Source organism: Paracandidimonas soli, assembly GCF_004342005.1.
Classification (GTDB): domain Bacteria; phylum Pseudomonadota; class Gammaproteobacteria; order Burkholderiales; family Burkholderiaceae_B; genus Paracandidimonas; species Paracandidimonas soli.
Map to the genome: position 1 here is coordinate 149,490 of NZ_SMBX01000007.1, position 25,517 is coordinate 175,006.

24 protein-coding genes are annotated in these 25,517 nt (G+C 62.7%); 16 read left to right on the plus strand and 8 right to left on the minus strand.

The genetic code is table 11. The features are described from left to right. Together EV686_RS13960 and EV686_RS13965 are read right to left on the minus strand one after the other, a co-directional pair. Window positions 1-1,788: a thiamine pyrophosphate-binding protein gene (locus EV686_RS13960; protein ID WP_132477565.1), complete on the minus strand. Its 1,788-nt coding sequence runs from the start codon at window positions 1,786-1,788 to the stop codon at window positions 1-3. Next, a complete protein-coding gene (locus EV686_RS13965) occupies window positions 1,788-3,254 on the minus strand; it encodes an aldehyde dehydrogenase family protein (RefSeq protein ID WP_207901782.1) in 1,467 nt (488 codons plus the stop codon). Before EV686_RS13965 ends, EV686_RS13960 begins: the two co-directional genes overlap by 1 nt. 143 nt (window positions 3,255-3,397) lie before the next feature. On the opposite strand from EV686_RS13965, the gene EV686_RS13970 reads away from it, so the two are divergent. Continuing rightward, window positions 3,398-4,399 (plus strand): LysR substrate-binding domain-containing protein, encoded by a 1,002-nt coding sequence (locus EV686_RS13970; protein WP_132477567.1) that lies wholly within the window; start codon window positions 3,398-3,400, stop codon window positions 4,397-4,399. 47 nt (window positions 4,400-4,446) lie between these two features. Further along, window positions 4,447-6,174, plus strand: a complete 1,728-nt coding sequence (locus tag EV686_RS13975) for an FAD-dependent oxidoreductase (protein ID WP_243650896.1) — start codon at window positions 4,447-4,449, stop codon at window positions 6,172-6,174. Window positions 6,175-6,229: 55 nt separating this feature from the next. Here EV686_RS13975 and EV686_RS13980 read toward each other — a convergent pair whose 3' ends face one another. Continuing rightward, complete coding sequence (locus EV686_RS13980; protein WP_132477569.1) at window positions 6,230-7,216, minus strand: Bug family tripartite tricarboxylate transporter substrate binding protein; 987 nt, start codon at window positions 7,214-7,216, stop codon at window positions 6,230-6,232. 163 nt (window positions 7,217-7,379) lie between these two features. Then, a complete protein-coding gene (locus EV686_RS13985) occupies window positions 7,380-8,459 on the minus strand; it encodes a tartrate dehydrogenase (protein ID WP_132477570.1) in 1,080 nt (359 codons plus the stop codon). A gap of 105 nt (window positions 8,460-8,564) precedes the next feature. Here EV686_RS13985 and EV686_RS13990 point away from each other — a divergent pair, with 105 nt between their 5' ends. Further along, window positions 8,565-9,488, plus strand: a complete 924-nt coding sequence (locus tag EV686_RS13990; protein ID WP_132477571.1) for a LysR substrate-binding domain-containing protein — start codon at window positions 8,565-8,567, stop codon at window positions 9,486-9,488. A gap of 14 nt (window positions 9,489-9,502) precedes the next feature. On the opposite strand, the gene EV686_RS13995 is transcribed toward EV686_RS13990, so the two are convergent. Next, complete coding sequence (locus EV686_RS13995) at window positions 9,503-9,718, minus strand: IclR family transcriptional regulator (protein WP_132477607.1); 216 nt, start codon at window positions 9,716-9,718, stop codon at window positions 9,503-9,505. A 138-nt stretch (window positions 9,719-9,856) separates the two neighbouring features. Here EV686_RS13995 and EV686_RS14000 point away from each other — a divergent pair, with 138 nt between their 5' ends. The 3 genes from EV686_RS14000 to EV686_RS14010 all read left to right on the plus strand — a co-directional run bounded on the left by EV686_RS14000 (window position 9,857) and on the right by EV686_RS14010 (window position 13,868). Next, window positions 9,857-10,975 (plus strand): alpha-hydroxy acid oxidase, encoded by a 1,119-nt coding sequence (locus EV686_RS14000; protein WP_279389472.1) that lies wholly within the window; start codon window positions 9,857-9,859, stop codon window positions 10,973-10,975. Between the two features lie 123 nt (window positions 10,976-11,098). Then, a complete protein-coding gene (locus tag EV686_RS14005; protein ID WP_165972618.1) occupies window positions 11,099-12,268 on the plus strand; it encodes a UxaA family hydrolase in 1,170 nt (389 codons plus the stop codon). A 76-nt stretch (window positions 12,269-12,344) separates the two neighbouring features. Next, window positions 12,345-13,868: a UxaA family hydrolase gene (locus EV686_RS14010; RefSeq protein WP_132477609.1), complete on the plus strand. Its 1,524-nt coding sequence runs from the start codon at window positions 12,345-12,347 to the stop codon at window positions 13,866-13,868. A 60-nt stretch (window positions 13,869-13,928) separates the two neighbouring features. Here the strand turns inward: EV686_RS14010 and EV686_RS14015 are convergent, their stop codons facing one another. After that, a complete protein-coding gene (locus EV686_RS14015) occupies window positions 13,929-14,543 on the minus strand; it encodes an SMP-30/gluconolactonase/LRE family protein (RefSeq protein WP_165972620.1) in 615 nt (204 codons plus the stop codon). A gap of 12 nt (window positions 14,544-14,555) precedes the next feature. Between EV686_RS14015 and EV686_RS18635 the strand changes: the two genes are divergently transcribed. Further along, window positions 14,556-15,242, plus strand: a complete 687-nt coding sequence (locus EV686_RS18635) for a cupin domain-containing protein (RefSeq protein ID WP_165972621.1) — start codon at window positions 14,556-14,558, stop codon at window positions 15,240-15,242. A gap of 97 nt (window positions 15,243-15,339) precedes the next feature. On the opposite strand, the gene EV686_RS14025 is transcribed toward EV686_RS18635, so the two are convergent. Continuing rightward, entirely contained in the window at window positions 15,340-15,930 is a 591-nt protein-coding gene (locus EV686_RS14025) for a phosphatase PAP2 family protein (protein ID WP_132477575.1), read from the minus strand. Window positions 15,931-16,192: 262 nt separating this feature from the next. On the opposite strand from EV686_RS14025, the gene mbhE reads away from it, so the two are divergent. The 9 genes from mbhE (at window position 16,193) to EV686_RS14070 (ending at window position 24,814) form a co-directional block, all read left to right on the plus strand. Then, on the plus strand, window positions 16,193-18,550 hold the full coding sequence (gene mbhE, locus EV686_RS14030) for a hydrogen gas-evolving membrane-bound hydrogenase subunit E (RefSeq protein WP_132477576.1): 2,358 nt from the start codon (window positions 16,193-16,195) through the stop codon (window positions 18,548-18,550). After that, a complete protein-coding gene (locus EV686_RS14035; protein ID WP_132477577.1) occupies window positions 18,547-18,945 on the plus strand; it encodes an MnhB domain-containing protein in 399 nt (132 codons plus the stop codon). Before mbhE ends, EV686_RS14035 begins: the two co-directional genes overlap by 4 nt. Further along, window positions 18,946-19,335, plus strand: a complete 390-nt coding sequence (locus tag EV686_RS14040) for an NADH-quinone oxidoreductase subunit K (protein ID WP_132477578.1) — start codon at window positions 18,946-18,948, stop codon at window positions 19,333-19,335. It begins immediately after the preceding gene. Next, on the plus strand, window positions 19,332-20,843 hold the full coding sequence (locus EV686_RS14045; protein ID WP_243650894.1) for a proton-conducting transporter transmembrane domain-containing protein: 1,512 nt from the start codon (window positions 19,332-19,334) through the stop codon (window positions 20,841-20,843). The genes EV686_RS14040 and EV686_RS14045 overlap by 4 nt, the downstream gene beginning before the upstream one ends. Beyond that, on the plus strand, window positions 20,830-21,159 hold the full coding sequence (locus EV686_RS14050) for a Na+/H+ antiporter subunit E (RefSeq protein ID WP_165972622.1): 330 nt from the start codon (window positions 20,830-20,832) through the stop codon (window positions 21,157-21,159). The genes EV686_RS14045 and EV686_RS14050 overlap by 14 nt, the downstream gene beginning before the upstream one ends. After that, window positions 21,156-21,446, plus strand: coding sequence for an MrpF/PhaF family protein (locus EV686_RS14055; RefSeq protein WP_132477580.1), 291 nt, complete (start codon window positions 21,156-21,158; stop codon window positions 21,444-21,446). Before EV686_RS14050 ends, EV686_RS14055 begins: the two co-directional genes overlap by 4 nt. Before the next feature lies 1 nt (window position 21,447). Further along, window positions 21,448-21,882, plus strand: a complete 435-nt coding sequence (mnhG, locus tag EV686_RS14060) for a monovalent cation/H(+) antiporter subunit G (RefSeq protein WP_132477581.1) — start codon at window positions 21,448-21,450, stop codon at window positions 21,880-21,882. A gap of 200 nt (window positions 21,883-22,082) precedes the next feature. Continuing rightward, window positions 22,083-23,486, plus strand: a complete 1,404-nt coding sequence (locus EV686_RS14065) for a sensor histidine kinase (RefSeq protein WP_132477582.1) — start codon at window positions 22,083-22,085, stop codon at window positions 23,484-23,486. Then, window positions 23,483-24,814, plus strand: a complete 1,332-nt coding sequence (locus EV686_RS14070; protein ID WP_132477583.1) for a sigma-54-dependent transcriptional regulator — start codon at window positions 23,483-23,485, stop codon at window positions 24,812-24,814. Before EV686_RS14065 ends, EV686_RS14070 begins: the two co-directional genes overlap by 4 nt. Window positions 24,815-24,910: 96 nt before the next feature. Here the strand turns inward: EV686_RS14070 and EV686_RS14075 are convergent, their stop codons facing one another. Continuing rightward, on the minus strand, window positions 24,911-25,504 hold the full coding sequence (locus EV686_RS14075; protein WP_132477584.1) for a cysteine hydrolase family protein: 594 nt from the start codon (window positions 25,502-25,504) through the stop codon (window positions 24,911-24,913). Between the last annotated feature and the right edge of the window lie 13 nt (window positions 25,505-25,517).

Consider the following 25,517-nt stretch of genomic DNA (forward strand, 5'->3'; position numbering starts at 1 on the left):
TCATGCTTTCCAGGGTTTTCCGAATGCGGGTTCCGTGTAGGGAATGGGCGGCAATTGCCAGGTCCCGGTGGAAATCGGCCGCACATCCGAATCGATATGAACATCGATGACACAAGGACGACGATTTCTCACTGCCTGTTCCACCACCGCCGCCAGATCCTCGCTGCGGGTGACCGTGTATCCATCGGCGCCGCAGGCCCGCGCCCAGACGGCGAAGTCGGGGTTGTAGCGTTCGCCGCCCGGCCCCTGGGCCCCTTTGTAGAAGCCGGTGCCGATCTCGCGCCCATCGAACAGGCCATATTGCAGGTCCCGGATGGCGCCCCAGGCAAAGTTGTTCCAGATGATCCAGACGCAGGGGAGCTCGTACTCCACCGCCGTTGCCACGACATACGGAGCCATCATGAAACCGCCGTCACCAATGACGGCGACGCACGGCCGTTCCGGCGCAGCCAATTGGGCTCCCAGCACGCTGCACACGCCAAAGCCCATGGAGGAATAGCCCCAGCTGTTCAGCATGCTCGCAGGACGCTTCGGCTCCCAGAACTGCATGAACCAGTTGTGGTGCACCCCCGAATCCAGGGTCAGGATGACATCGTCCGGCAGCGTCTTCTGGAGCGTCCCCACGACATACTCTGGGCGAATGGGCGTCGTGATGGCATTGAAGTTGGGCTCCACGAATTTGCGCCATTCCTCGCGCCAGCCGGCAATCTCGCTGCGCCACTCCTGGAAGTTGCCATGCCGTATATCCTTACGCCGCTCAAGGCTGCCCAGCAATTGCCGGCAGAACGTCTTGGCGTCGGCGATCAGGCCCAGGCTGGGCGCGTAATTGCGCCCCAGCTCGGCCGGATCGATATCCACCTGCAACAACCTGGTCGCAGGGAAATTCCACGAATAGCCCTGATGCCAGGTGGAAGAAGAGCGGTCATCGAACCGCGTTCCCACGCAAATGACGAGATCGGCATGACGACCGGCCTGATTGGCCGGATAAGCCCCGTTGCGCCCGATGAAACCCAGCGTCAACGGATCGTCCGCCGGCACGCAGCCCATGCCGTTGGGGGAGGTGATGACCGGAATGCCTAGCCTGGCCTGCAACTCTGTCAGCTCGGGGCCGGCCTCGGACAGCGTCGTACCCTGGCCGATGAAGAACACCGGGCGCCTGGCCGAAGCAATCATGTCCAGCGCCGCATCGAGGTCGGCATCGCTGACGGCCGGCCGGTGGGCGCCCATCACATGGCCGCGCGGCGGCATCTCGATCTCGCCCTCTTCCTGGAATACGTTGTACGGCACATCGAGATTCACGGGACCGGGGCGCCCCGTCACCATCGTATCGAAGGCCTGGCGCATGGCAAGCGGCAGCATGTCGACGCGCGACGGCTGGAAGCTGCGCTTCACCACAGGCCGCAGCACCTGGGCGAAATCCGCCTGGTTGTGCTTGTACAGTTCCTGGAAGGGTGCGCGATTGGCTTGCGACGTCGGCACATTGGCCGTGATCGCCAGGAATGCGGAGGAGTCCGACAAGGCAGTCACCAGCGGCATGACCATATTGGCCGAACCCGGCCCGGTGGAGGTCAGAGTCGCCACGGGAGCGTGCTTCACACGGAAGTAGCCATCCGCCATATGGCCGGCGCACTGCTCGTGCCTGGGCGAGACCAGCTTGATCTCGTCCTTGCGCGCATGCAGCGCGTCGAGAATACCTACGTTGCCATGGCCGCAGATGCCAAAAACATAAGGCACTTTTTGTTCGATAAGGTAATCGACGATGAACTCGCCGCCTTTCATCTTTGTCATCACTTGCCTCCTGGATGCGTATCCGGAATAAACGTCACCACACGCTCTTCGCTCATTTCACGCATGGCATAGTAAGGGCCTTCGCGCCCGAAGCCGCTGGCCTTCGATCCCCCGTAGGGCATCATGTCGACGCGGGAGCTGGAGGTTTCGTTGATATGAACGCCGCCCACCTGAAGCTCCCGCGCAAAGCGGAAGGCATCGTCGAGGCGATTGGTAAACACGCCTGTCGCGAGTCCGTAGGGCGTGCCGTTGATTCGCTGGATCGCTTCTTCGATGCTGGAAAACGGCGCCAGCGACATGACGGGGCCGAATACCTCCTGGCAGCCGAGCCGCATGCAGGCATCCAGCTTTTCAAGCAGCGTCGGCGCAATGACATTCCCTTCCCGGCTTCCGCCAGCCAGGCATACCGCCCCGCCCTGCACTGCTTCCCGTATCCAGGCCTCGATGCGATCCGCCGATTCCGTGCTGATCACAGGCCCTACGAAGGTTTCCGGCCTGGATGGGTCTCCTGCAGCCAGACCTTGCACTTGCTTCGTCAACCGATCACGGGTGGCTTGATAGATGCTCTCATGCACGAGAAGAACCTGGATGGACGTGCAGACCTGGCCGGCTTTGCGGTAGGCGGCATTTATGATTTTGTCCATGGCGAAATCAAGGTCGGCGTCCTCACATAGCACGCCAAACGCTATCGAACCAAGTTCCATCTGGGTCCGGCGCAAACCGGCGCGCTGCTGGATAGCCAGGCCCGCCTCGGTGCTGCCGGTAAATGCATAGAACTGGACAAGCGGTTCGTCCAACAAAGCATGCACAACGTCTGCGCCGCCATGAAGGACGGAAATCATGCCTTTGGGCAGTCCGGCCTCAATCAGGATATCGGCCAGTTCGCAGGCGATCACGGGCGTGCGCGGCGATGGCTTGAGAATCACGGCATTGCCGGCGGCCAGCGCCGGAGCCACCTTGTGCGCCACGGTATTCAACGGAGCATTGAACGGCGTGATCGCGCAAACGACTCCCAGCGGAATCCGCATGGTCCAGCAGATACGCCCAGCCTGGCGAGGCGCCCCTTCGATGGGGATCGCTTCCCCGACGAAGCGCCTGGCTTCTTCCGCCGACAAGCGAAAGGTCTGTTCGCAGCGCCCGATCTCGCCGGCTGCATCACTCATGGTGAAGCCGGCTTCCATGCATAAGAGATTCTGCAGCACTTCCTTGCGCTGCGCGAAAATATCGGCGGCACGGTCGAGAATCCGGCCCCGCTCATAAGGGCCAAGGCTGTTCGCGACGAAAGCGGCGTGCGCAGTCTCCACTGCCATGGCCACCTGTGTACGAGATGGGGTTTCGACTTCAGCGAACACCACTCCACGGTACTTATTCACTACCGAGATCACCCCGGACTCCCCTGGAATCCAGTCCCCACCAATAAGCACACCCTTGCGGATCAAGGTCTCAGGCAATTCTGCGACTTCCATTTTCATAGCCTCATAGCTTCACATAGTGCATACACACGAAGCTTAAGCCTTCACCGCACAGGATGGATAATACTGTTTTCCGTTGGGATATATAAGTAGAATGGATGGCCTACATTGAGCCGGGTTCACTTCTGGATGGAAACATGGAATTTCGTCAACTGAAGTACTTCATCGAAATCATCGACAGCGGCAGCCTTACCAAAGCATCGCGCCGACTGTACATTGCCCAATCCGCCCTCAGCCAACAGGTATCCAAGCTCGAGGACGAGGTCGGCAAGCCGCTGCTGCACCGGACAGCGAAAGGCGTCGCTCCTACCGAAAGCGGGCAGGCGCTCTACAACCATGCGCGCCTGATGCTGCGCCATCACGACCAGGCCATCTCCATCGCCCGCCAGGAATCGCCGCATATCCAGGGCATGGTGTCGCTCGGGCTCGCCGCCACCACCCGCAGCGCGCTGGGTCTTCCCCTGGTGCGCTGGATACGGCAGAAATATCCGCAAGTCGTCCTGAATGTCGTGGAAGGCATGAGTGGACACCTGGCGCAGATGATGCGACTGCGCCAGCTGGACCTCGCCATTCTGTTCAATCCGAATGCATTGCCCGACCTGAAGCCGATTCCGCTGCTGCAGGAAGAACTGTTTGTGCTGGCACCCACCGACTCGCCCCTGATCCCCAAGGACCGTACTCACCTGACCCTGGCGGAAGCCGCCGCGCTGCCGATGATACTGCCCACGGCTTCCCATGGCTTGAGGCGACAGGTCTCGGCCGCCTTCGAACAACGCAATCTGATCATCAACACTATCGCTGAAATCGATTCCCTGTCCCTGTTGATGGATTGCGTCTACGAAGGCATGGGCGTCACCATCAAGCCCATGGCTGCCATCCTCTCCCAGGACGAACGCACCCGTCAATGGCGAGCGATCTCGATCTCGGACGCCCGGCTCGTGCGCGGCAACTACATTTATGCCATTGAGGACGAAACGGACTCGCCATCGGTTTCGGCTGTGGCGCGTGAAATCGCAGAGGTGACGGCATCGCTGATCCACCAGGAAAAATGGAAGGGCGTCGTCCTGCACGACAATGCCATCTATGGACCGGCAATTCAAATCGCAGCATCTTCGCAGAATCAGATGATGGGCATCTGAAAACGCTAGTGGCTGCCGTCGGCACACAAGCCTACACTTGGCCGATGATGCACGCATACGACCTCATTGTGATCGGCGCGGGAGCGGCTGGCCTCGCTGCTGCCTCCACCGCCGCAGCGGAAGGACATCGCGTCCTCTTGCTTGAGCACACGAACCGCGTTGGCGGAACGACCGCCATCTCGGGAGGCATGGTATGGATACCGGCCAATGCGAAAATGCGTGAAGCCGGCATCGAAGACAGCCAGGAAAACGCCTTGCGCTACCTGTCGCAGCTCGTGCCAAGCGCCCCTGACGATCCCCGCATGCAGGCGTACCTGCGCAACGGCGCAGACATCATCCAGTACCTCGAAGACCGCACTGCCCTCAAACTGCAGCCTGTGCGCCGCTATCCCGACTATTACCCTGACCTGGAAGGCGCGACTCCAGGCGGCCGCGTGCTCGAACCCGTTCCCTTCGACGGACGGGAGCTGGGCAGCGATTTCGCGCTGCTTCGCGATCCCCTGCCCGAGTTCATGCTGCTGGGCGGCATGATGATCAGCCGCGAGGACATTCCCAGGCTGCGCCGAATATGGCGCTCGCCCGCTGCCGCGCTGTATGTGCTCAAGCTGATCACCCGCTATGGGCGCCAGCGCCTGCGCGCGCATCGGGGGACGTCGCTCGTGCTCGGCAATGCGTTGGCCGCCCGGCTGTTCAAATCGGCGCGCGACCTGGGAGTGGAGATTGCGCTCAATACCCGCATCGACAGCCTAGTCTCGGATGGCCTGCGCGTCACAGGCATACGGGCCAGCCTCGACGGGCATGCGCAGACGCTCGAGTCACGCACCGGCGTCATTCTGGCCACCGGAGGCCTGTCCCATGACACGGCCCTGCGCGCCAGTTTCGTTCCTCCGCAGGCAGAGCCGATCTCCGCGACCATGGCCTCCGGCGCAGCCAAAGGCGGCGTCCGGCTGGCGCTGGAAGCCGGCGCCGCCCTGAGCCCGCCCTGTCATGATGTCGGAGACGCCCGGGCCTTCTGGGTCCCAGTCTCATCCTGGAAACGCGATGACGGATCGAACGCCATCTTCCCGCACACAGTCACTGACCGCGCCAAGCCCGGCCTCATCGCAGTCAATCGCCATGGCCGCCGATTCGTCAACGAGGCCTTGTCCTACCACGAGTTCGGCCGGGCGCAGTTGGACGCAGGCAATGACGCCATTCCCGCCTGGCTGGTCTGCGACAGCCGCTTCTTATGGAAATACGGACTGGGACGCATAAGGCCATTCGCGCTATCCACACACAAAGAGTGCAGGGACGGCTATCTCAAGAAGGCCGGCACGGTGGCGGAACTGGCAATCGCCATCGGCGTGCCCGCCGACGCGCTGTCCGACACCCTGCAACGCTTCAATGCCGACGCCCGCGAAGGCGTGGACAGTGAATTCCACCGCGGCGGCGACATCTACCAGCGCCACCTGGGCGACGGCGAGCGCCGGCCCAATCCTTGTGTCGCCCCCATCGAGCACGGCCCTTTCTATGCCGTGGCCGTCACTCCCGCCGACCTCGGCATGGCGGCAGGCCTGCTCACTGACGAACACGCCCGCGTACTTCGCAAGGACGGCTCGGCAATCGAGGGGCTTTATGCCTGCGGCAACGACATGCATTCCGTGATGGAGGGCGCCTACCCAGGGCCCGGAATCACGTTGGGGCCAGCAATCGTATTCGGCGTCACGGCCGCGCGCCATGCCCTGGGCCTCGCGGCAATCCAGCGGGCAGCCAAGAGCGATCGAACAAAAACATAACGGCGGCATATACCTTGTGAGTAGATGCCGCCGCTACCACCGCAATACCTGACGATCACTCGATCTTCAGGTTCGCTTCCTTCACCAGTTGCCCAAACTTGGCCGTTTCGTTCTCGATGCGCTGCGCGAACTCCTGGCGCGAGCTGGCCATGACTTCGGCGCCCAGCGCCAGCATGCGCTTGCGGAAATCATCGGAAGTCACGATACCGACGATCTCCTTGTTCAGCCGATCCAGCACCGGCTCGGGCGTTCCCGCTGGAGCCATGATGCCGAACCAGGTTCCGATATCGAAGTCGCCCAGCCCGGATTCCTGCAACGTCGGCAGGTCCGGCAGGGTGCTGGAACGTTTTGCAGTCGTCACCGCCAGGGCGCGCAGCTTGCCCGCCTGGATATGCGGCAGCACCGGCGTCAGGGTATCGAAGGACATGGCGACCTGCCCGCCCAGCAGGTCCGTCGTCAACGGCCCGCTTCCCTTATAGGGCACATGCAGCAGCTTCGCGCCCGTCGCCAGCTGGAACTGCGTTCCGATCAGGTGCTGGGCCGTGCCATTGCCATTCGAGCCATAGGCCAGTTCCGGCGAGCTTTTCTTGGCCAGTTCCACCAGTTCGGCCACTGTTTTCGAAGGCGTCCGCTCCGCGTTGACGACCAGCACGTTCGGCACCATCGCCACGGTGGTGACAGGCGCCAGATCCTTCTGGAAGCTATATGGCAGCGACGGGTATACGATGGTCGCGATCGTGTGATGCACCGCCCCCATCAGCAAGGTATAGCCATCCGGCCTGGCCTTCGCGACATAATCCGCGCCCAGCGTGGCCCCCGCCCCCGGCTTGTTCTCCACCACGACAGGCTGCCCCAGGTTTTTCGACAGCTGTTCGCCCAGAGCTCTTGCCAGGACGTCCGTCGTTCCGCCCGTGGGAAACGGCACGATCAGGCTGATGGGACGCTGCGGCCATTCCTGCGCCACGGCATTGACGCCCAATGCCAGGCCCGTGGCAACGAGCGCGGCCTGGGCCACGCGATGAAAACGCTTGATGCAATGCATGGATGTCTCCTTTGTCTGTTGGACGCGGCCGGCCGGATTCAGCCCGGCCGGCCTGGCCTCCCCCTTGCATGGAAGAGCTGGCTTCTTGTGATTCCCGCATGCGCGGGTTATGGCTGCCGGCTCCGGAAAACGCAGCCCGCACAGGCAGGCTGCCTGATGAGCGTCATGCGGCAACCGCGGCCGCCAGGCGCGCGCGTACGGCTTGCGTCACATCCTGCGTCCTTGCCTTGCCGCCAAGATCCGCCGTGTGCAGCGACGGATCCGCCGTCACGGCCTCGATGGCCTGCATCAATACCTTGGCGGCCTCTTGCTCGCCCAGATGCTCGAGCAGCATGACCACCGACCAGAATGTGCCGATCGGATTCGCCAGCCCCTTGCCCATGATGTCGAACGCGGAGCCATGGATGGGCTCGAACATCGAGGGATAGCGGCGTTCGGGATCGATATTGCCGGTCGGCGCAATGCCCAGGCTGCCGGCCAGCGCCGCGGCCAGATCGCTCAGGATGTCCGCATGCAAATTGGTCGCCACGATCGTATCCAGCGACGCAGGCCGGTTCACCATGCGCGCCGTGGCGGCATCGACCAGCTCCTTGTCCCACGTCACGTCGGGAAACTCTTTCGCGATCTCCACGGCGATTTCGTCCCACATCACCATCGCATGTCGCTGGGCGTTCGACTTGGTGATCACGGTCAGCAGCTTGCGCGGCCTGGATTGCGCAAGCCGGAACGCGAAACGCAGGATGCGCTCCACGCCCGCGCGCGTCATCATGCTGACATCCGTCGCCGCTTCGAGCGGGTGCCCCTGGTGCACGCGGCCGCCGACGCCCGCGTACTCGCCTTCCGAGTTCTCGCGCACGATCACCCAGTCGAGGTCTCCGGGGCCGCAGCGCTTCAGCGGCGCATCGATGCCGGGCAGGATGCGCGTCGGACGGACATTGGCGTACTGGTCCAGCCCCTGGCAGATCTTCAGGCGCAGTCCCCACAACGTGACGTGATCGGGAATATGCGGATCACCGGCGGAACCGAACAGGATGGCGTCCTTGTCACGCAATGCGTCGAGACCGTCTTCGGGCATCATCACCCCGTGCCGGCGGTAGTAGTCGCCGCCCCAGTCGAAATCCTCGAACACGAAGCGGAACCCGGATCCCGAGTCCGCCAGGGCCTCCATGACCTCGCGGCCTGCGGGTATGACTTCCTTGCCGATGCCGTCACCGGGGATCGTGGCGATACGGTATGTCTTCATGTGCGTTCCAGGAGAAAGTGTTCACAGGCACTGATTCTGCATGATTGACACATCGACGGACCGACAATAAAGTTAAACCATCATCAACCTTAAGTTGAAGGCAGCATGGCCGCGCAACTTATTCAGCCGTCCGAACTCGGTTTCTTCAGCACCGTGGCTGCCGCCAGCAGCCTGAGCACCGCTGCGCGGGATCTCGGCGTTTCCACGGCGGCCGTCAGCAAGCGCCTGGCCCAGATGGAGGCGCGCATCGGCATCCCCCTGGTCATCCGCACGACGCGGCGCATGAGCCTGACGCCCGAAGGCGAGCTCTATCTCGAATACGCGCGGCGGATACTGGACGAGCTGGACCAGCTGAACCAGCAATTGAACAACGCCAAGAAAAAGCCGCGCGGCCTGCTGCGCGTCAATGCCACGCTGGGCTTCGGCCGCATGCATGTCGCGCCGGTCATTTCCGCCTATGTCGCGGCCTACCCGGAAGTGGACGTGCAATTGCAGCTATCCGCTGACCCTCCCGCTCTGACGGAAGATGCGTTCGATATCTGCATCCGTTTCGGCGCGCCGCCCGACGCGCGCATCGTTGCGAGAAAGCTCGCGTCCAATCGCCGGCTGCTGTGCGCTTCTCCCGAATACCTGCGCAGGCACGGCCTGCCCGCTACGCCCGCGGACCTGCGCCATCACAACTGCATCGGCATCCGGCAGGGCAGCGATGCCTACGGCGTATGGCGCCTGACCTCCGGCAAAGGCAGGAAAGAGCGCACCGAATCCGTCCACATCCGCGGCAACCTGACCACCAACGATGGCGAAATCGCCGTGAACTGGGCGCTGGAAGGCCACGGCATCCTGATGCGGGCCGAGTGGGACATCCGGCGCCACCTGCAAAGCGGACGCCTGATCCAGGTACTGCCCGGGTACCACACGCCGGAAGCCGATATCTATGCCGTCTATCACCAGCGGCACCAGCAGTCCTCCAGGATACGGCTGTTCACCGGCTTCCTGACAAAGCAGTTCGCGCTGTTCCAGGCGGATTAGCCGGCGGCCCCTGATCACCCTTGCTTGGGAAAATACCCCAGCATGTGGCTCAACCGCTCGGCGTTCGCCTTGAGGGCGGCTCCCATGTTTTTTTCCCACGCGTCATCGAAGCGGTTGCGGGGGATGGTCAGGCAGACGGAGCCGACGACCTTGCCGCCGGCATTGAAGAACGGCGCGCCCAGCCCTATGGATCCCTCCACGCGCTGGCCCTTCGTAAAGGCAGGGATCATTCAGCCCGACTCCCGATCCCGCGCATCTTTCCAGGATGTGGGACGATTCCGGAAAACCGCTATCGCCCCCATGGTCTCCCGGAACGGTCGAGCTCCTACCATAGACGCCTCACGCCCAACCCGGGCGTCCGCAGGCGGCTGCCCAGGCCGCTGTTCGGCTACGTCAGCGGAGCCACGGAAAACAACGTTTCGCTGCGGGCCAACCGGCTCCAGTTCGATGTCCATGCCTGGGTAACGCGCGCCATGGTCAACGTGGCGAAGCGCGACCAGTCCGCCAGCCTGTTCGGCCGCACCTACCAATCCCCGTTCGGCATCGCCCCCATGGGGATCTGCGCGCTGACTGCCTACCGGGGAGACCTGATGCTCTCCCGGGCGGCGGCCGATGCAGGCATTCCCATGGTACTGAGCAGCTCGTCCCTGATCCGCCTGGAAGACGTTGCCGAACAGGCGCCCGGCACATGGTTCCAGAGCTACCTGCCGCGCGGCGAGCAGGAAGCGGCGGGCCTGTTCCAGCGGCTGCGCGATTCCCGCTACGAGGTGCTGGTTATCACCGTTGACTCCGCCGTCGTGCCGAACCGCGAGAACAATCTGCGCAACGGCTTCAAGACGCCGCTGCGGCCGAACCTGTCCCTGCTGTACCAGGGCGTGACCCATCCCCGCTGGGCCTGCGGCACCTTCCTGCGCACTCTGCTGCGCCACGGCATGCCGTATTTCGAAAATGCCTCCGACAAGCGCGGCGCCCCGCTGATCGCGCGTGATGTCACACGCGACTTCTCGGGCCGGGAGCACCTGGACTGGGACACGCTCAAGTTCGTCCGCAAGCAATGGACCGGTCCCCTGGTACTCAAGGGCATCCTGGATCCCGAGGACGCCAGGAAGGCGAGCGCCGCGGGAGTCGACGGCATCATCGTTTCCAACCATGGCGGCCGCCAGCTCGACCATACGGTGGCGCCATTGCAGGTGCTGCCGGAGATCGCCGACGCCGCCAGGAACATGACCGTGATGGCGGACAGTGGTTTCCGCCGCGGCACGGACGTGCTCAAGGCCCTGGCGCTGGGCGCGCAGTTCGTCTTCGTCGGCCGCCCTTTCAATTACGCCGCCGCCCTGGCCGGATACGACGGCGTCGCCCATGCCATTGCCCTGCTGCGCGCCGAAATCCACGCCGACATGGGCCTGCTGGGCATCAACCGGCTCCAGGAGCTGAATCCCGCGCGGCTGCGTCCGGGCCTGGTTCGAAGCGCCTTCCAGGCGTCATAATGAGCCCGGACCCGGGCATCGTCCCACATAGTGGGCAGCGCCCGGGGCAGGCTGCGCATCCGGCTATCCCATGCCGGGTGATATAGCGCCAAAATAGAGATACCCATTATGGAGACTTGCGTTATGAACACCCTGCCTGGCGAACCGCACGCCGAGCCCAGAACTTTCCTTGGATATCCACGCGCCGACGGCCGCGCCGGCACCCGCAACCAGCTCGGCGTCATCATCGTCGGCAACTGTGCCGCCACGGCCGCGCGCCATGTCGCCGACCACTTCACGGCGCAGCGGCTGGCCGCCTACCCCAACGTCGACGGCGTCGTGCCGTTCATCCATGAACTCGGCTGTGGCATGGAAAAAAGCGGCGAGCCCATGGACCTGCTGCGCCGCACCCTGGGCGGCGTCATCCGCAACCCCAATATCGCCGGCATCGTGGTCATGGCGCTGGGCTGTGAGCGCAACAATATCTACGCCTTCCTGGAGCAGGAAGGGCTGGAATCCAACCCCATGCTCAAGACCGTCGTCCTGCAGGAAGTGGGCGGAACCGCAAAAGCCGTCGCGGAAGGCGTGGCGGCGCTCGAGGCCATGCTGCCCGTCGCCAACCAGGTCGCCCGCACGCCCGTTCCCGTCTCCAGGCTCGTGCTCGGCATCCCGGCCACCCCGGGCGGAAATGACGCCGTGCGCGCGGCGCTAGGCGTCGCCACGGACCTGCTGATCGCAGACGGCGCCACCGTCATCGTGTCGGATACGCGCAGCAGCGGGCCCGCGCTGCGCGCCCGTGCCGCCACGCCCAAGGTCGGCGCCGGCATCGAGCAGCGCATCGAATGGTGGGGGCAGTACACCAAGGGGCGCGACACCGGCGCAGCCGCCCCGGCCGCCGCCTGGCAGCAGCTGGGCTCCAGTCCGCTGCAGGCGGTATTCGGCTATGCCCATGCATTGCCGTCCCAGGGCCTGGTCCTGATGGATGCGCCGGGCTATGAAGCCGTCGCGGCCACAGGGCAGATCGCCTCGGGCGCCACCCTGGCCTGCATGATCTCCGCCGACGGCAATCCGTTCAACGCCCCCGGCGTCCCTACCGTCAACGTCGCTCCGGACTCCGGACTGTACGCACGCTACACGGACGACATGGATTTCGACGCCGGCCCTGCCGCCGACGGCGGCAGCAGCCCCGAAGCCATGGGCGAGCGCCTGCTGGCGCACCTGCTGGCGGTTGCATCGGGCGCCCCCACCTGTGGCGAGGCCCTGGGAGCGGGCGAGAACGAATTCGTACCATGGCCGATCGGCGTGTTCGCTTGAAGGAATTGCACACATGACTACCACCGTAGCCCCCAAGGCGCTCAACATCACGTCTTCCGTCGAGCCGACGGAAGCCATGCGCAAGAACCCCGCCATCCGCCTGGATCCCAATGACAACGTCGTCGTGGCGCGCATCGAAATTCCGCCCGGCACGCAAATCACGTCCGAGAACGTCGTTACACTGCAGAAGGTTCCCGCCGGCCACAAGATCGCAACGCGCGACCTGAAGCAGGGCGAGCCCATCCTGAAATACAACACGACGATCGGATTCGCATCGGAAGACACGCCCGCCGGCACCTGGATGCACAGCCACAACATCCGCTTCGACGAGGTCCAGAAGGACTACCGCCACGGCCTGGACTACGTGCCCACTGAAGTTCTGGCGCCGGAACAGCGCGCGCGCTTTCTCGGCTTTTTGCGGGCAGACGGCAGGGTCGCCACGCGCAACTGGGTCGGCGTGTTCGCCGTCACCCACCGCGCGGCAACCGTCGTCCGGCAGATCGCCCGCCACTTCGACAAAGACGCCATGGCGTCCTATCCCCAGGTCGATGGCGTTGCGCCCTTCACCCACGAGCTGGGCAACGGCATGGAACTTAGCGGCGAGCCCATGCAGATGCTGCATCGCACACTCGGCGGCACCATCAAGCATCCGAACATCGCCGGCGCCGTGATCGTCGCCTACGGCGGCGAAGACAACGACATCGATGCGCTGTTCGCCAGCCAGGGGCTGCAGGAAGGGCCGCTGCTGAAGAAGCTGATCATCCGCGACGAAGGCGGCACGCGCCGCGCAATCGAACGCGGCATCGCGCTCGTGCGGGAAATGCTGCCGGCCGCGGACCAACACAAGCGCGAACCCGTATCCGCCGAGCACATCATGATCGGCCTGCAGTGCGGCGGCAGCGACGGCTTCTCCGGCCTGTCCGCCAATCCGGCGCTGGGCGTCGCCATGGAAATCCTGATCAGGAACGGCGGCACCGCCATCCTGTCGGAAACCTCGGAAATCTTCGGCGTGGAGCAGACCCTGACCGCCCGCGCCCGCACGCCGGAAGTCGGCAAGAAGCTGGTGGCGCGCATCGACTGGTGGCTGAAGTACAACGAAGGCCGCGACACTCAGATCAACGGCCAGGTCAGCCCCGGCAACAATGCCGGCGGCCTCGCCAATGTCCTGGAGAAATCGCTGGGCGGCGCCAAGAAAGGCGGCAACGCGCCGCTGATGGAAGTCTACGAATACGCCGAGCCCGTGACGCAGCACGGCCTGGTCTTCATGGACACCCCGGGCTACGATCCGGTCGCCGCGACCGGACAGATCGCCGGCGGCGCCAACATGGTGTGCTTCACCACAGGCCGCGGATCATGCTATGGGTCGCTGCCCGCGCCGACCATGAAGCTCGCCAGCAACACGCCCATGTATGTCCGCATGGAAGCCGACATGGACATCAATTGCGGCGTGGTGATCGACGGCGACGTCTCGCTGGCGGAAATGGGCCAGCGGATCTTCGACCAGATCCTGCGCCATGCCTCGGGCGAGCCCACCAAGAGCGAAGCCCTGGGCGTGGGCGGCAACGAGTTCGTGCCCTGGCCGCTGGGCGTCACAGTCTAGGACGCACCGCCCGGATCATCGCATCGGTGCGGGCGGCATATCCGCTGCCTTATCGTTCTTCTAAAGTGCGATCTCGAACAGCCGCCCCGACAAGGGCGCGGCTTTCAGCATTTCCGGAGCCACGGGCTGGCGGGCGGTCGTCACATAGAGCTTGTCCAAGGACGCTCCGCCGATCGCCACGCCCGTCGGATACGGTACAGGCAGCGGCACGGAACGATCGAAGGCCCCGTCTTCTCCCAGCCTGATGACGCTCCAGCCGCCGCGCAACGCGCTCCAGACCCCGCCCTGCGGATCGATGGCGATCCCGCTCAGGACTCCGGATCCGCGCGGAACGCTAGTCAGCCGGCGCACCCTGTCGGTTCCCGCCTGCAGCATGAGGACGGAGCCGCTGTCCGGCGCAACGGCATACAGCCGCTGCCCGCAAGGACTCCAGACGATGTCCTGCACCGACTCGTCGATATGCCAGCGGCGGCGGAAGCCTCCCTGCTCATCGAACGTGCCGATCACGGACCTGTCCTGCCGGCCTGCCAGAACCGCCCAGAACTCTCCGTTCGGATGCACGCACATCGCTGCGGCCGGCATGGCTCGCCAGCCCTCCAGGGGATGCGCTATCCCGTCCGGCGTGATGCGGAAAGCCTCGTCGCTGCAGACCGCGTAGCCGACCTCGTCCCGCACGCAGAATCCGACATGGCCGTCATCCCCGCAGGCATCCGCGCAATCGCCCAGGCCGGCGAGGAAACGCTGGGCAGCGATGGCGACGCACTGTTCATCGTTCCACCGGGAGACAGCACGCTGGAGGTGCAAGGCAAGGGCATGGTCGTGCGCGTGTTCTCGCATCTTGCGAGCGACCTGGCCGCCATCGCCGCCAACCAGGCCGACTACGCCCGGCCCGTCGGAGATATCGCTCACTACAGGCGCAGGCCCGTACCGGAGGCGGGCCTGAAGCTGCAGTGCCATGCGCTGGCGGACCACATTGTTGCGTCCAACGCCATTTCCAGGGTGTTCCGCTCCACCAACCTGATGCTGAACGTAATGGCCCCGTACGACGCCCCGCGCGACCCCAGGATACTGAAGCCGCACTCACACGCCGACTACGAGCAGATCACGATCTGCATGCAGGGGCGCTTCGCGCACCACCTGAGGACGCCATGGACAGTCGACTCCACGCAGTGGCGCGAGGACGCCCATCTCGAAGTGGACAGCCCGTCGACGCTCGTTATCCCCGCCAGGCTGATCCACACCACGCAAGCGCTGGAGGCGGGCTGCTGGCTGATCGACGTATTCGGACCGCCCCGCGAGGACTTTTCCTCCATTCCGGGCTTCGTCCGCAATGCAGCGGATTATCCGATGGCCGGATCAGCGGCTCAGACATGATTGCGGGCCCGTCCTGAGACGGATACCGGCAACAACAAAGCACTCCGGCGGAATACCAGACCCACGAGGGTCTGGCGTTCTCTCGCATGCGGCCTGTCTACGACGCCACGAGCTTTCTCCCAAAGCGGGAATACCATTGAGCGACCCTGGCGCCCAGCCAGCCTACGATGGCCCCGGCCACCACTTCGACCGGCCAGTTCACCCCGGATATGATGCTTGCCAGGCATCCGAGCACCACATAGAACACCAGCCAACGCCTGACCCGCGCGCCGGCATACTTCCAGGACAAACAAGCGAGCATCAGCGATATCGCGGGAGCGGATGCGGGCAGGCCTTCATGCCAGAGGACAGGGGCCGGTGCCGCCACGAGATCGGGAAATACCATCCATGGACGCGGCATCAAGCTGATGTTCTGGAGCGTATATACAGCGCACCAGACGATACTGAAAGCTACCATCAGACCAACCATGAACTCGCCCATATTTTCGAGTTGCGTCTCGGTTGCCGTATGGCGGATCCTCAAATAACGGACGCAGACTGCAATGGCGACCAGGCCTGCCGCCCAATAGCCATAACCGTAGCTCATCGCCTTCCAGATATCATGCAAATAGGGAAAGCTGAATGCATAAAGCATCTTGAACAGCCATTCGTTCAAGCCAAGCCAGTCGTAGAGCAATTCTTTCATCATTGTTCTCCCTCCGCCGCGCCGCAGCCACCTTATTGGCCGCTGCCATAGTCTCGTGCCGTAGAAACCATTCTGCCTCGCCGCCAGGAGTATCGGCAGGATCGATGAGCGGGTCCTTCAGAAAAATTTCCCGGAAAGTTCACCAATAAAGACACCGCGAACAATTCTGTTTATTTATGCGAACAAATTTCTTGCTCATTGATGCCGCATTTCCATTTGTATGAAATGAACGCTATCGCGCTTACAACGCCAACGGCTTTCACGCATGACGCTTTTCCTGCTTATCCTGCTGCCCTTCCTGGCGACGCCGGCCGTTTTCCTGGCGGCGCGCCACTGGACCCCTGCTGCCACCGCGCTCGTCCCCGCATTGCTGTTCTGCGGATTTGCTTCCTATGGCTCGACGGTGACGCAACTGGACGCCATCGTTCAGTACGTTCAGTGGATACCGTCCCTCGGAATTTCGCTTGCATTGCGCCTGGACGGCCTGGCCCTGATCTTCGCACTGCTGATCACCGGCATCGGCACGGCCATCTTCCTGTATGCCTCGGCCTATCTCCCACGCACCTGGCAGACACCGCGTTTCTTCGCCACCCTGAACGTGTTCATGGTCTCGATGCTCGGAGCCGTCATCTCGGATGATTTGCTGGGATTGATCGTGTTTTGGGAACTGACGAGCCTTTCATCCTTCATGCTGATCGGATATGACCCCACCCGGGCGGAGTGCCGCAGATCGGCCCAGCAAGGCCTGCTCATCACCGTCGCCGGCGGCCTCGCCATGCTCGCCGGCGTGATCCTGCTGGGCGCCCTCACCGGCACGTACCGGATTTCCGAACTTCTCGCGCAAGGCCTTGACGCCCGGCTATCCGCCTCCCTGGGCACCGCCATCGTCCTGCTGATTGCAATCGGCGCATTCTCGAAGTCTGCCCAGTTTCCAATGCACTCCTGGCTGGCCAATGCAATGGTGGCGCCAACCCCCGTATCCGCCTTCCTTCATTCCGCGACCATGGTGAAATTGGGCGTCTATCTGCTGGCGCGCCTGAACCCCGTGCTGTCGGAAATCGGAATCTGGACACCGCTGCTGCTCACGGTCGGCAGTCTCACCATGTTCTGCGCAACGATTCTTGCGCTTCGCGAAACCGACCTGAAGCGCATCCTCGCCTACACCACCATCGTGTCGCTCGGCACGTTGATCACCCTGATCGGCGCCGACCATCCCGCCGCGGCCATGGCGATGGCCGTCTTCCTGGTGGTGCACGCACTGTACAAGGCATGCCTGTTCATGGTTGCCGGCATCATCGATCATTCCGTGGGGACAAGAGACAGCACGATACTGGGCGGACTTGCCAAGGCCATGCCGATCACCGCGGCAATCGCCTGCCTGGCTTCTCTGTCCATGGCCGGCATCCCCCCCTTGTTCGGATTCATCGGCAAAGAGCTGATCTACGAAGCAGCCCTCTCCGCTCCGATTCCCCATGCCGCCTTCGCCATCGCGATACTGGCCAACGCATGCATGGTCGTCGTTGCAGGGATCATCGCACTGCGATGCTTCTTCGGAAGCGCGACCGAAGTCCTCGACCGCTCCGAATCAACGCCCCATGATCCGTCCGTGCTCATGTGGATCGGACCTTTGATTCTTGCCTTGTTGGGCTTGCTCCTCGGCCTCATGCCGGGCTGGATCCAGAGTCTTCTTTCCTCCGCCGCAACCTCGGCGCAAGGGGAGGCCGTCGACCTGCAATTGAGCCTGTGGCACGGATTTACGCCTATGCTGGCGCTAAGCGCAGTCACTCTGGCGATCGGAACCGTCATCTATCTTTGCTGGAATCGCCTCCAGCGCCGTCTGAAAGCCATCAGCCTCATCGACCGATGGGGACCAGATGCATTGTACGACCGGGCGCTGGAGGCTTTGGCAAAGGCTTCCACCTGGCAGACCGCCCTGATACAGACAGGCAGCCTGCGCCACTACATGGCAATGAGCGTCGGTATCGTTGCGGCGGCAACCCTGGCCGCCGCCGTGATGAACGATGCGCTGGCCCTGCCGCCGCTCCTGAAAAGCGGTGCGGGCATGGAACAGCTCATATTGCCCCTCCTGCTCATCGCGGCATCCATCATGGTGCTCCGTTCGCGCAGCTTCGTGCAGGGCATCATCTCCGCGGGCGCCGTAGGCTTCGGCGTCGCGGTCGTGTTCCTGCTTGGAGGAGCGCCGGACCTCGCATTCACCCAGTTCTCGGTCGAAGCCCTCTCCGTTGTCATCCTGCTGGCCGTGATCGGTCATATGCCTTTCCGCGTCTCCGATCCCAGGTCCTCCAGACAGCGCAACCGGGACGCATGCATCGGCGTCATGTTCGGCCTGATGTTCATCGCTGTCCTGTTCAGCGTGGTGGCCTTGCCGTTCAACGAGGCCCTGTCCGACTTCTTCCGCGAAGCGAGCTATCCGCTGGCGCATGGGCGCAATCTGGTCAACGTCATCATCGTCGACTTCCGCGCCCTCGATACGCTTGGCGAGATTACCGTACTGGCCCTCGCAGCCCTGGCGGCTGTGGCGGTTTTCTTCAGCGCCGGCGGCAATAAGCCCGAGGCCCCCAGGACCGGCGCGAAACAAGCCATTATCGGGAAAACGCAATGAATTCCGTAGTGTTCAAGGTCGGTTCGTCCGTCGTGCTTCCATTCGCCCTGCTGCTGTCCCTGTACCTGCTCTGGCGTGGCCATAACGAACCGGGCGGAGGTTTCATCGGCGGCCTGATCGCCGCGGCCGGCTATGCCAGCTATGCCCTGCCGCGCGGATATGCAGCATTGAAGCGAGTGCTGCCCATCGATGCATTGCAGCTCCTGGCATTGGGGCTCGGGGCGGCATTGATATCCGGCTTGCCGGGCCTGCAGGGAAGCCTTGCCTACCTGACACACGCCTGGACGGAAGTAGGCACCATCGCCCTGGGCACGACACTGCTGTTCGATATCGGTGTCTACCTCACCGTGCTGGGCGCCATCCTCACTTTCTTGAGCTTTTTCCTGGAGCAGTGAATGGAGCCACTCTACATTGTCGCGATAGGAGTCATGGCGGGCGTCGCAGCCTATCTTCTGATGTCACGCAATGTATTGCGGATGGTGCTGGGCCTGCTGCTTCTCGGCAACGCGGCCAATCTCACCATCTTCGTGGCCGGCCGGCTGGGTTCGAACGTACCGCCGCTCATCACGGGAGAGCAGACCGCAATCGCCGTCAGCGCCAACCCATTGCCGCAGGCCCTTATTCTGACCGCGATCGTAATTTCGTTCTCGCTCATCGCCTTCACCGTGGTCTTGCTGCATAAGGCGCACCAGCGCCTGCATATCCTCGACACGGAAGAAATGAGAGAAGCCGAGCCAGTCGATGCCGACGCACACGGCAACCCGAGCAGCGGGGCAAAGCAATGATGTCCGCGCATGCCTTGCTCACCGCTCCTGTGGCAATCCCACTGGCCGGCCTGGCCCTTACCACGCTTCTATGGCGTAACGCACGGCTGCAGCGGTTCGCCAGCCTTGCCGCGAGCATCCTCTTTCTGCTGAGCGCCGTTGCATTGCTGAAGGCCACCATGGGCGGCACCATACTGGCGACCCAATTCGGATCGTGGGAGGCGCCGTTCGGGATCAGCTTCGTTGCCGACAACCTCGCATCGGCCATGGTGCTCATCACCGCGATCATGGCTGTGGTGGTTGCCGTCTATCAACTGACAGACTCCGAAGACAGCGGCCGACCCATGTTCCATCCGCTCTACCACGGACTGCTGCTGGGAGTCACCGGCGCCTTCATGACGGGCGACATCTTCAATATGTATGTGTGGTTCGAGATCATGCTGATCTCTTCTTTCGGCCTCCTGGTGCTGAACGGCACCAAAGAGCAACTGGACGCCGGAGTGAAATACGTCATGCTCAACCTGGTGATGACCACCGTGTTCCTGGTTGCAGTCGCCTTCCTGTACGGCGCCACCGGAACATTGAACATGGCCGATCTGGCCAGCAAGGTTCCCGCCATGGGAAATGCAGGCCTGGTGACCACACTGGCCATACTGTTCCTGCTGGCATTCGCCTCCAAGGCCGCCCTGTTTCCTCTGTTCTTCTGGCTGCCCGCCTCCTATCACACGGCAAGCACGCCGGTTCTGGCGATCTTCGCCGCGCTGCTGACGAAGGTCGGCGTATACGCGATCGTACGGTGCTTCAGCCTCATCTTCCCCGTCACGGAGGGACTGGCCGGCATCATCGGGGTCATTGCGGCGCTCACCATGATCACAGGCGTCCTGGGGGCCGCCTCCCATTTCGATATCCGCAAAATCCTTTCCTTTCACATCATCAGCCAGATCGGCTACATGCTCGTGGGTGTCGCGATTGCGACACCACTGGCGCTTGCAGGATCGGTGCTCTACATCGTGCACCATATCATCGTGAAAGCCAATCTGTTCCTGATCGGCGGCATCGTGAGCAGAAAGACGGGCTCGTATCACTTGAAGAACATCGGCGGCCTGCACAGAACCGCTCCCTTGCTTGCCATCCTGTTCTGCATTCCTGCGCTCTCGCTCGCCGGCCTTCCCCCGCTGTCGGGATTCTGGGCCAAATACCTTGTCATCAAACCCAGCCTGGATGCGGGCGACTGGTACCTGGCGATCACCGCCTTGGCCGTGGGCCTTCTGACCCTGTATTCCATGCTGAAGATCTGGAACGAGGCATTCTGGAAAGCCCAGAAGTCTCCAGTCCCCGCGTCTGCCGAAGCCTCGAAGGCCTCGTTCACCGCCCAGTACGTGGCCATCGCCGCCCTGTCGGCCATGACCCTCACGATCGGCCTGAATCCGGAACCGTTCGTCGCTTTCTCCATGGAGGCGGCAAGCCAACTGTCGGACAGCAGCCGGTACATCAATGCCGTATTGGAGGTCCCGCATGCACACAATTGACTGGATCGCTCGCTGGACAACGCTCATCCTCTTGTTTGCCAAGGAACTGGCGAAATCCGTGCATGACGTAGTGCTGAACGTCATCAACCCGAAACGCGTCTCCCAGAGCGCCATCGTCGAAATCCCCCTGGACGTGAAAAGCGACCTGGGCATCGCCCTTCTTGCCAACATGGTGACGCTGACGCCAGGCACGACGACGCTGCACGTCTCCAAGGACAAAACACGTCTATACGCCCACGTAATGAACTACTCGGACTCCGTGGTAACGGACATCAAGCAGGGGTTCGAATCCCGGATACTGAAGGTGCTGCGATGATAGAGACCGTGTTTGCCATCGCCGTCGAGCTGGGCAAGGTGCTGCTGTTCCTGTCCATGATCCTGGTATGCCTTCGTATTGCACGAGGTCCTCACGCAGGCGACAGAGTCGTCGCCCTGGACATGCTGTGCCTGCTGGGCGTGGGCGTGGCCGCCCTGGCCGCGATCACCAGCGAGTCAATGGCATTCATCGACGTGGTGCTGGGCATTGCGCTCATCGGCTTCCTCGCCACCGTGGCCTTTGCCGCGTTCATCGAGCGGGGCAGCACACAGAACGGAGAAGACTGACATGCTGATGTGGCTGGCCGCATTCTTTGTGTTCTCTGGATCCGTCATCACGTTCATCGCGGCGCTGGGCGTCCTGCGGCTGCCGGACTTTTTCATGCGCATGCACGCGGCGACCAAGGCAGGGGTCGTCGGTCCCAGCCTGCTGCTGTTGGGCGCCGGCTGCTTCGACCCGTCATGGGCCACATGGATCAAGATCGCGCTGGCCATCCTGTTCCTGTGCATGACGACCCCTATTGCCGCGCACTTGCTGAGCAAGGCCGGTTTCCTGGGTGGCGTGCGGCTCTGGGAAGGCACATCGCGCAATGACCTGGAGACCGAACTGCACCCCAGCGTCTTTGCGGAAACGGATGCGGACGCAGATACGGACGCGCCGCTGTCCGACGATCCTCCAGCGGCTGATATGATGGCTGACTCCACGGCTTCCCGGAGACAGTAGCCTATTGACCACGCGCCGATGCGCAAGCCTCGGTCTTCAGACCGAGGTCAAGCGAGGCAGTCGTTATACGGCACCGAAGGTGCCCCCGTATTGTGGCGAGGAAGCTCCCGACTTCAGGCGGGAGTGACTCACACCGGACATCCAGGCCTGTGCCGGCAGCATCGTCACCCGCCAGCGCTTGGCAAGAGGAGCACGCTATATTGAAGTGGTTTCTTCGTTTACCTCTGCTGGTCAGGATTCCGTTGCTGGCGGCGACCATGATCTTTCTGATCGCCATGCTGGTGACGCAGATCGCGGTATTCAGCCTGTCCAGGCAGTACGAACTACTGACGGAGCGCGTGGGGCAAGTCTATCTGGACGGCCTGTCGGCCGCCGTATTACAGCCCTACCTGGCGAACGACCCCGAAGGCATTCGCAGCGCGCTGCAGCAGTCGCTCAATTTCTATCTGGGCATAGTGGACCGCCAGCTTGCCCTTATCGATCAGGACGCCGGGATCATTGCGCATGTTTCAGGTCCCAACCTGGAAACGCCCACACCGCCTCCCGACACCGTCTTCCAAGGCTCCAAGGGATATGCCTACGAGCCGGAATCCCGCAGCATCTGGGTCTGGCGCGAACTGGGAGAAAAGGGCATCATTTCCGCCAACCTGGATATTTCCTCATTCGCCCAGGAACGCTCATTGCTACGCTTCCGATTGGTACTGATCGTGGCATTGATGAGCATGGCGGCTGCCGTCGGGGGCTACATAGTCATTCGACGCCTGCAACGCCCCCTGAAAACCCTGAGCGAGCACCTATCGCACGCAGTCTCCTTCGGCCCTCAAAGAATCGACGAGTCGCAAATGCCCTCGGAGGACAGGCAGACCTACTCCCTCATGCAAGCCTACAACCGCATGACAGAGGCCGTGCAGGAGCGGGAACGCCTATCCGAGCAACTCGCCAAGCAGGACCAGCAGGCTTTGCTGGGCCGTATTGCCGCGACACTTGCGCATGAAATCCGGAATCCGCTTACTGGCATGATGACGGCCCTGCAGACCATACGCATGTATGGCGACAACGCCAGCAGCCGAAGGGAGGCATTGGACTTCATTGACCGCGGCATCCAGTCCCTCCAGGGTGTGGCGCAGGCAACCTTGAACGCCTACCGGCCTAGCGCTCCCGGCCCCGATCTGAAAAGCCGGGATCTGCACGACGTGATCCTGCTCGTCGAGCCCCATGCGGCACGCAAAGGTGTCGGTGTGGTCCATCACATATCATTGCCTGAGCCAGTGAGGCTGGATGCATTCAAGATCCGGCAAATTGCCCTCAACCTCCTGCTCAATGCCATCCAGACCTCCGCCGAAGGAAAAACGGTTACGCTGCATGCCTCGAACGACGGCAATAGCTTTACCCTAAAGGTCAGCGACGAGGGAACAGGCCTGCCGAGGCATATCGAGTCCTTTCTCCTGGCGGACGACACGGCATACAGCGACAGGTCCCTGGGACTCGAGATCGTGCGCCGCCTGGCAGGCGAGCTGAATGGCCGGATTGCCGTGCATAATCAGGCCGGCAGCGGCTCGGTCATTGCCTTGACATTCACCATGCCGGAGGACGCGTCTCGATGAAGCGGGAAAACATTGACGTACTGCTGGTCGAAGACGACGGCGTCCTGGGAGGCGCCGTGGCACAGCGCCTGCGTCTGGAAGGCCTTTCCGTGCATTGGGCGCAAAGCGTTTCCGATGCGCTGGAAAGCCTGGAACGATGCCAGCCGGCGCTCATGTTGTGCGACATACGCTTGCCGGACGGAACCGGCACTGATGTCTACAAACGCGCCGGCAAGCTCATATGGGAAACGGACGTCATCTTCGCCACGGCATACGCGGAGATCCAGCAAGCTATTGACCTGGTGAAAGCCGGCGCCACGGACTATCTGGTCAAGCCGTACGACATCAATGACCTGGTCAGGCGCATCAAGGCCGGTCTTGCGCGCGCCCTCCTTCCGCGCGGAGCAAGAACGCCGCTGCGCGGCTTTCATTACGAAACACCGGAAATGAGCCGGATCGTATCGCATCTGAAACGGCTGGCCAAAGAAAACTTTTCCATATTGCTGGTGGGCGAAAGCGGAACGGGCAAGGAACTCGCCGCCCGGCTCATACATGAAGCATCCGGCCGCGCTCCCGCCCCCTTTGTCCCAGTCTGTTGCGCGGACATAACCGAGGCGACGCTGGAAAACAAATATTTCGGCAGTGAGGCCGGCTTTCCGCCTGACGCACGGACACCCAGCATCGGCCTGCTGGAGCAGGTCGGCACGGGTACGCTGTTCCTTGACGAAATCTGCGAAATGCATCCGAAGTTACAGATCCTGCTTGCCAGGGCGCTTCAGGACGGTGGATTCCACCGGGTGGGCGGCTCCTCCCTCATCCCGCTCAAGGGACGGATCGTGGCGGCAACCAATGCGGACATAAACGATGCCCTCGAATCGGGCCGGCTTCGGCGCGATCTGTACTATCGCTTGCAAAATGCCCAGGTCACCATCCCTCCGCTGCGGAATCGCATCGCGGATATCATTCCACTGGCGGAAAGACTCCTGGAATCCTATGGGGCCAACAAGCCCCTGGCTCCGTTCTCGATTTCCGAGCGGGGAAAACGAGCGCTGCTCGAGCACCAGTGGCCAGGCAATGTCCGCGAACTGGCAAACAGGATCGTACAGGCCTGCACGCTTGCGGATAGCTCAGTGCTGGACGTCAAAGATGTGTTTCCCGAGGTGGCTCAGGAACCCGACGCGAGACCGTCGCTGTCCCGTGCGCGTGCCAACGCGGAAAAGGAGGAGATCGAACGGGTCATCGCCGAATGCGGCGGCAGGATTGGCGAAGCGGCCAAAAGGCTTGGTGTATCGCGCACCACTTTATGGAAGCGGCGTCGCGGCCGCGACTCATCGCCGGATGCCTCATGACTGGCTTGGCCTCCGCCCTACCGGCGCGCCACCCCCAGCTTGCCCAGGTTCTCCACCATGTCCTCCGCCGATGTCTGCCGAAGGGCTAACCAGGCTTCAGCGAGCGGAAAACACGACAGTGTCACTGGTTTCGGTCTTGCAGAAGCGCTGGATGCTTTGCACCGAGTTGCCATGCTCCTGGGCAGAATGCGCCGCACACAGATCCTCGAGCAGGATGACCTCGTAGTCCCGGTCATGGGCATCGCGCACAGTGGCCTGCACGACCGCTTGCGTGGAAACGCCCGAGCAGTATATGCGCGTGACTCCGTTGGCTCGCAGTTGCGCTTCCAGCGTCGTCGAGTAGAACGGGCTGACGCGATGCTTCACCACCTGGATATCGCCTTCGCGCTGTTCGAGCTCGGGATGGATTTCGGTGCCCCAGGCTCCCAGCTGGAAAATGCCATGCTGCGGAGCCGCTGAAAAGACCTGCGATCCCTGGGGGCATTCGGGATAGCCCGCCGAAAACCCGACCCGTACAAAGCCGACCAGTATTCCCGCCTTGCGTGCATTGGCGATGGCACTAGCGGTCTTGCCAATGATCCGCCGCTCCCGGACTTGCTCGCCCAGCGGGCCGGCGCCGTTCGGTCCATCGTCGTGAACGAGATCATTCTGCATATCCAGCACGAGATAAATCGCACGATCGGTTTTCATAGACATCCTTTTC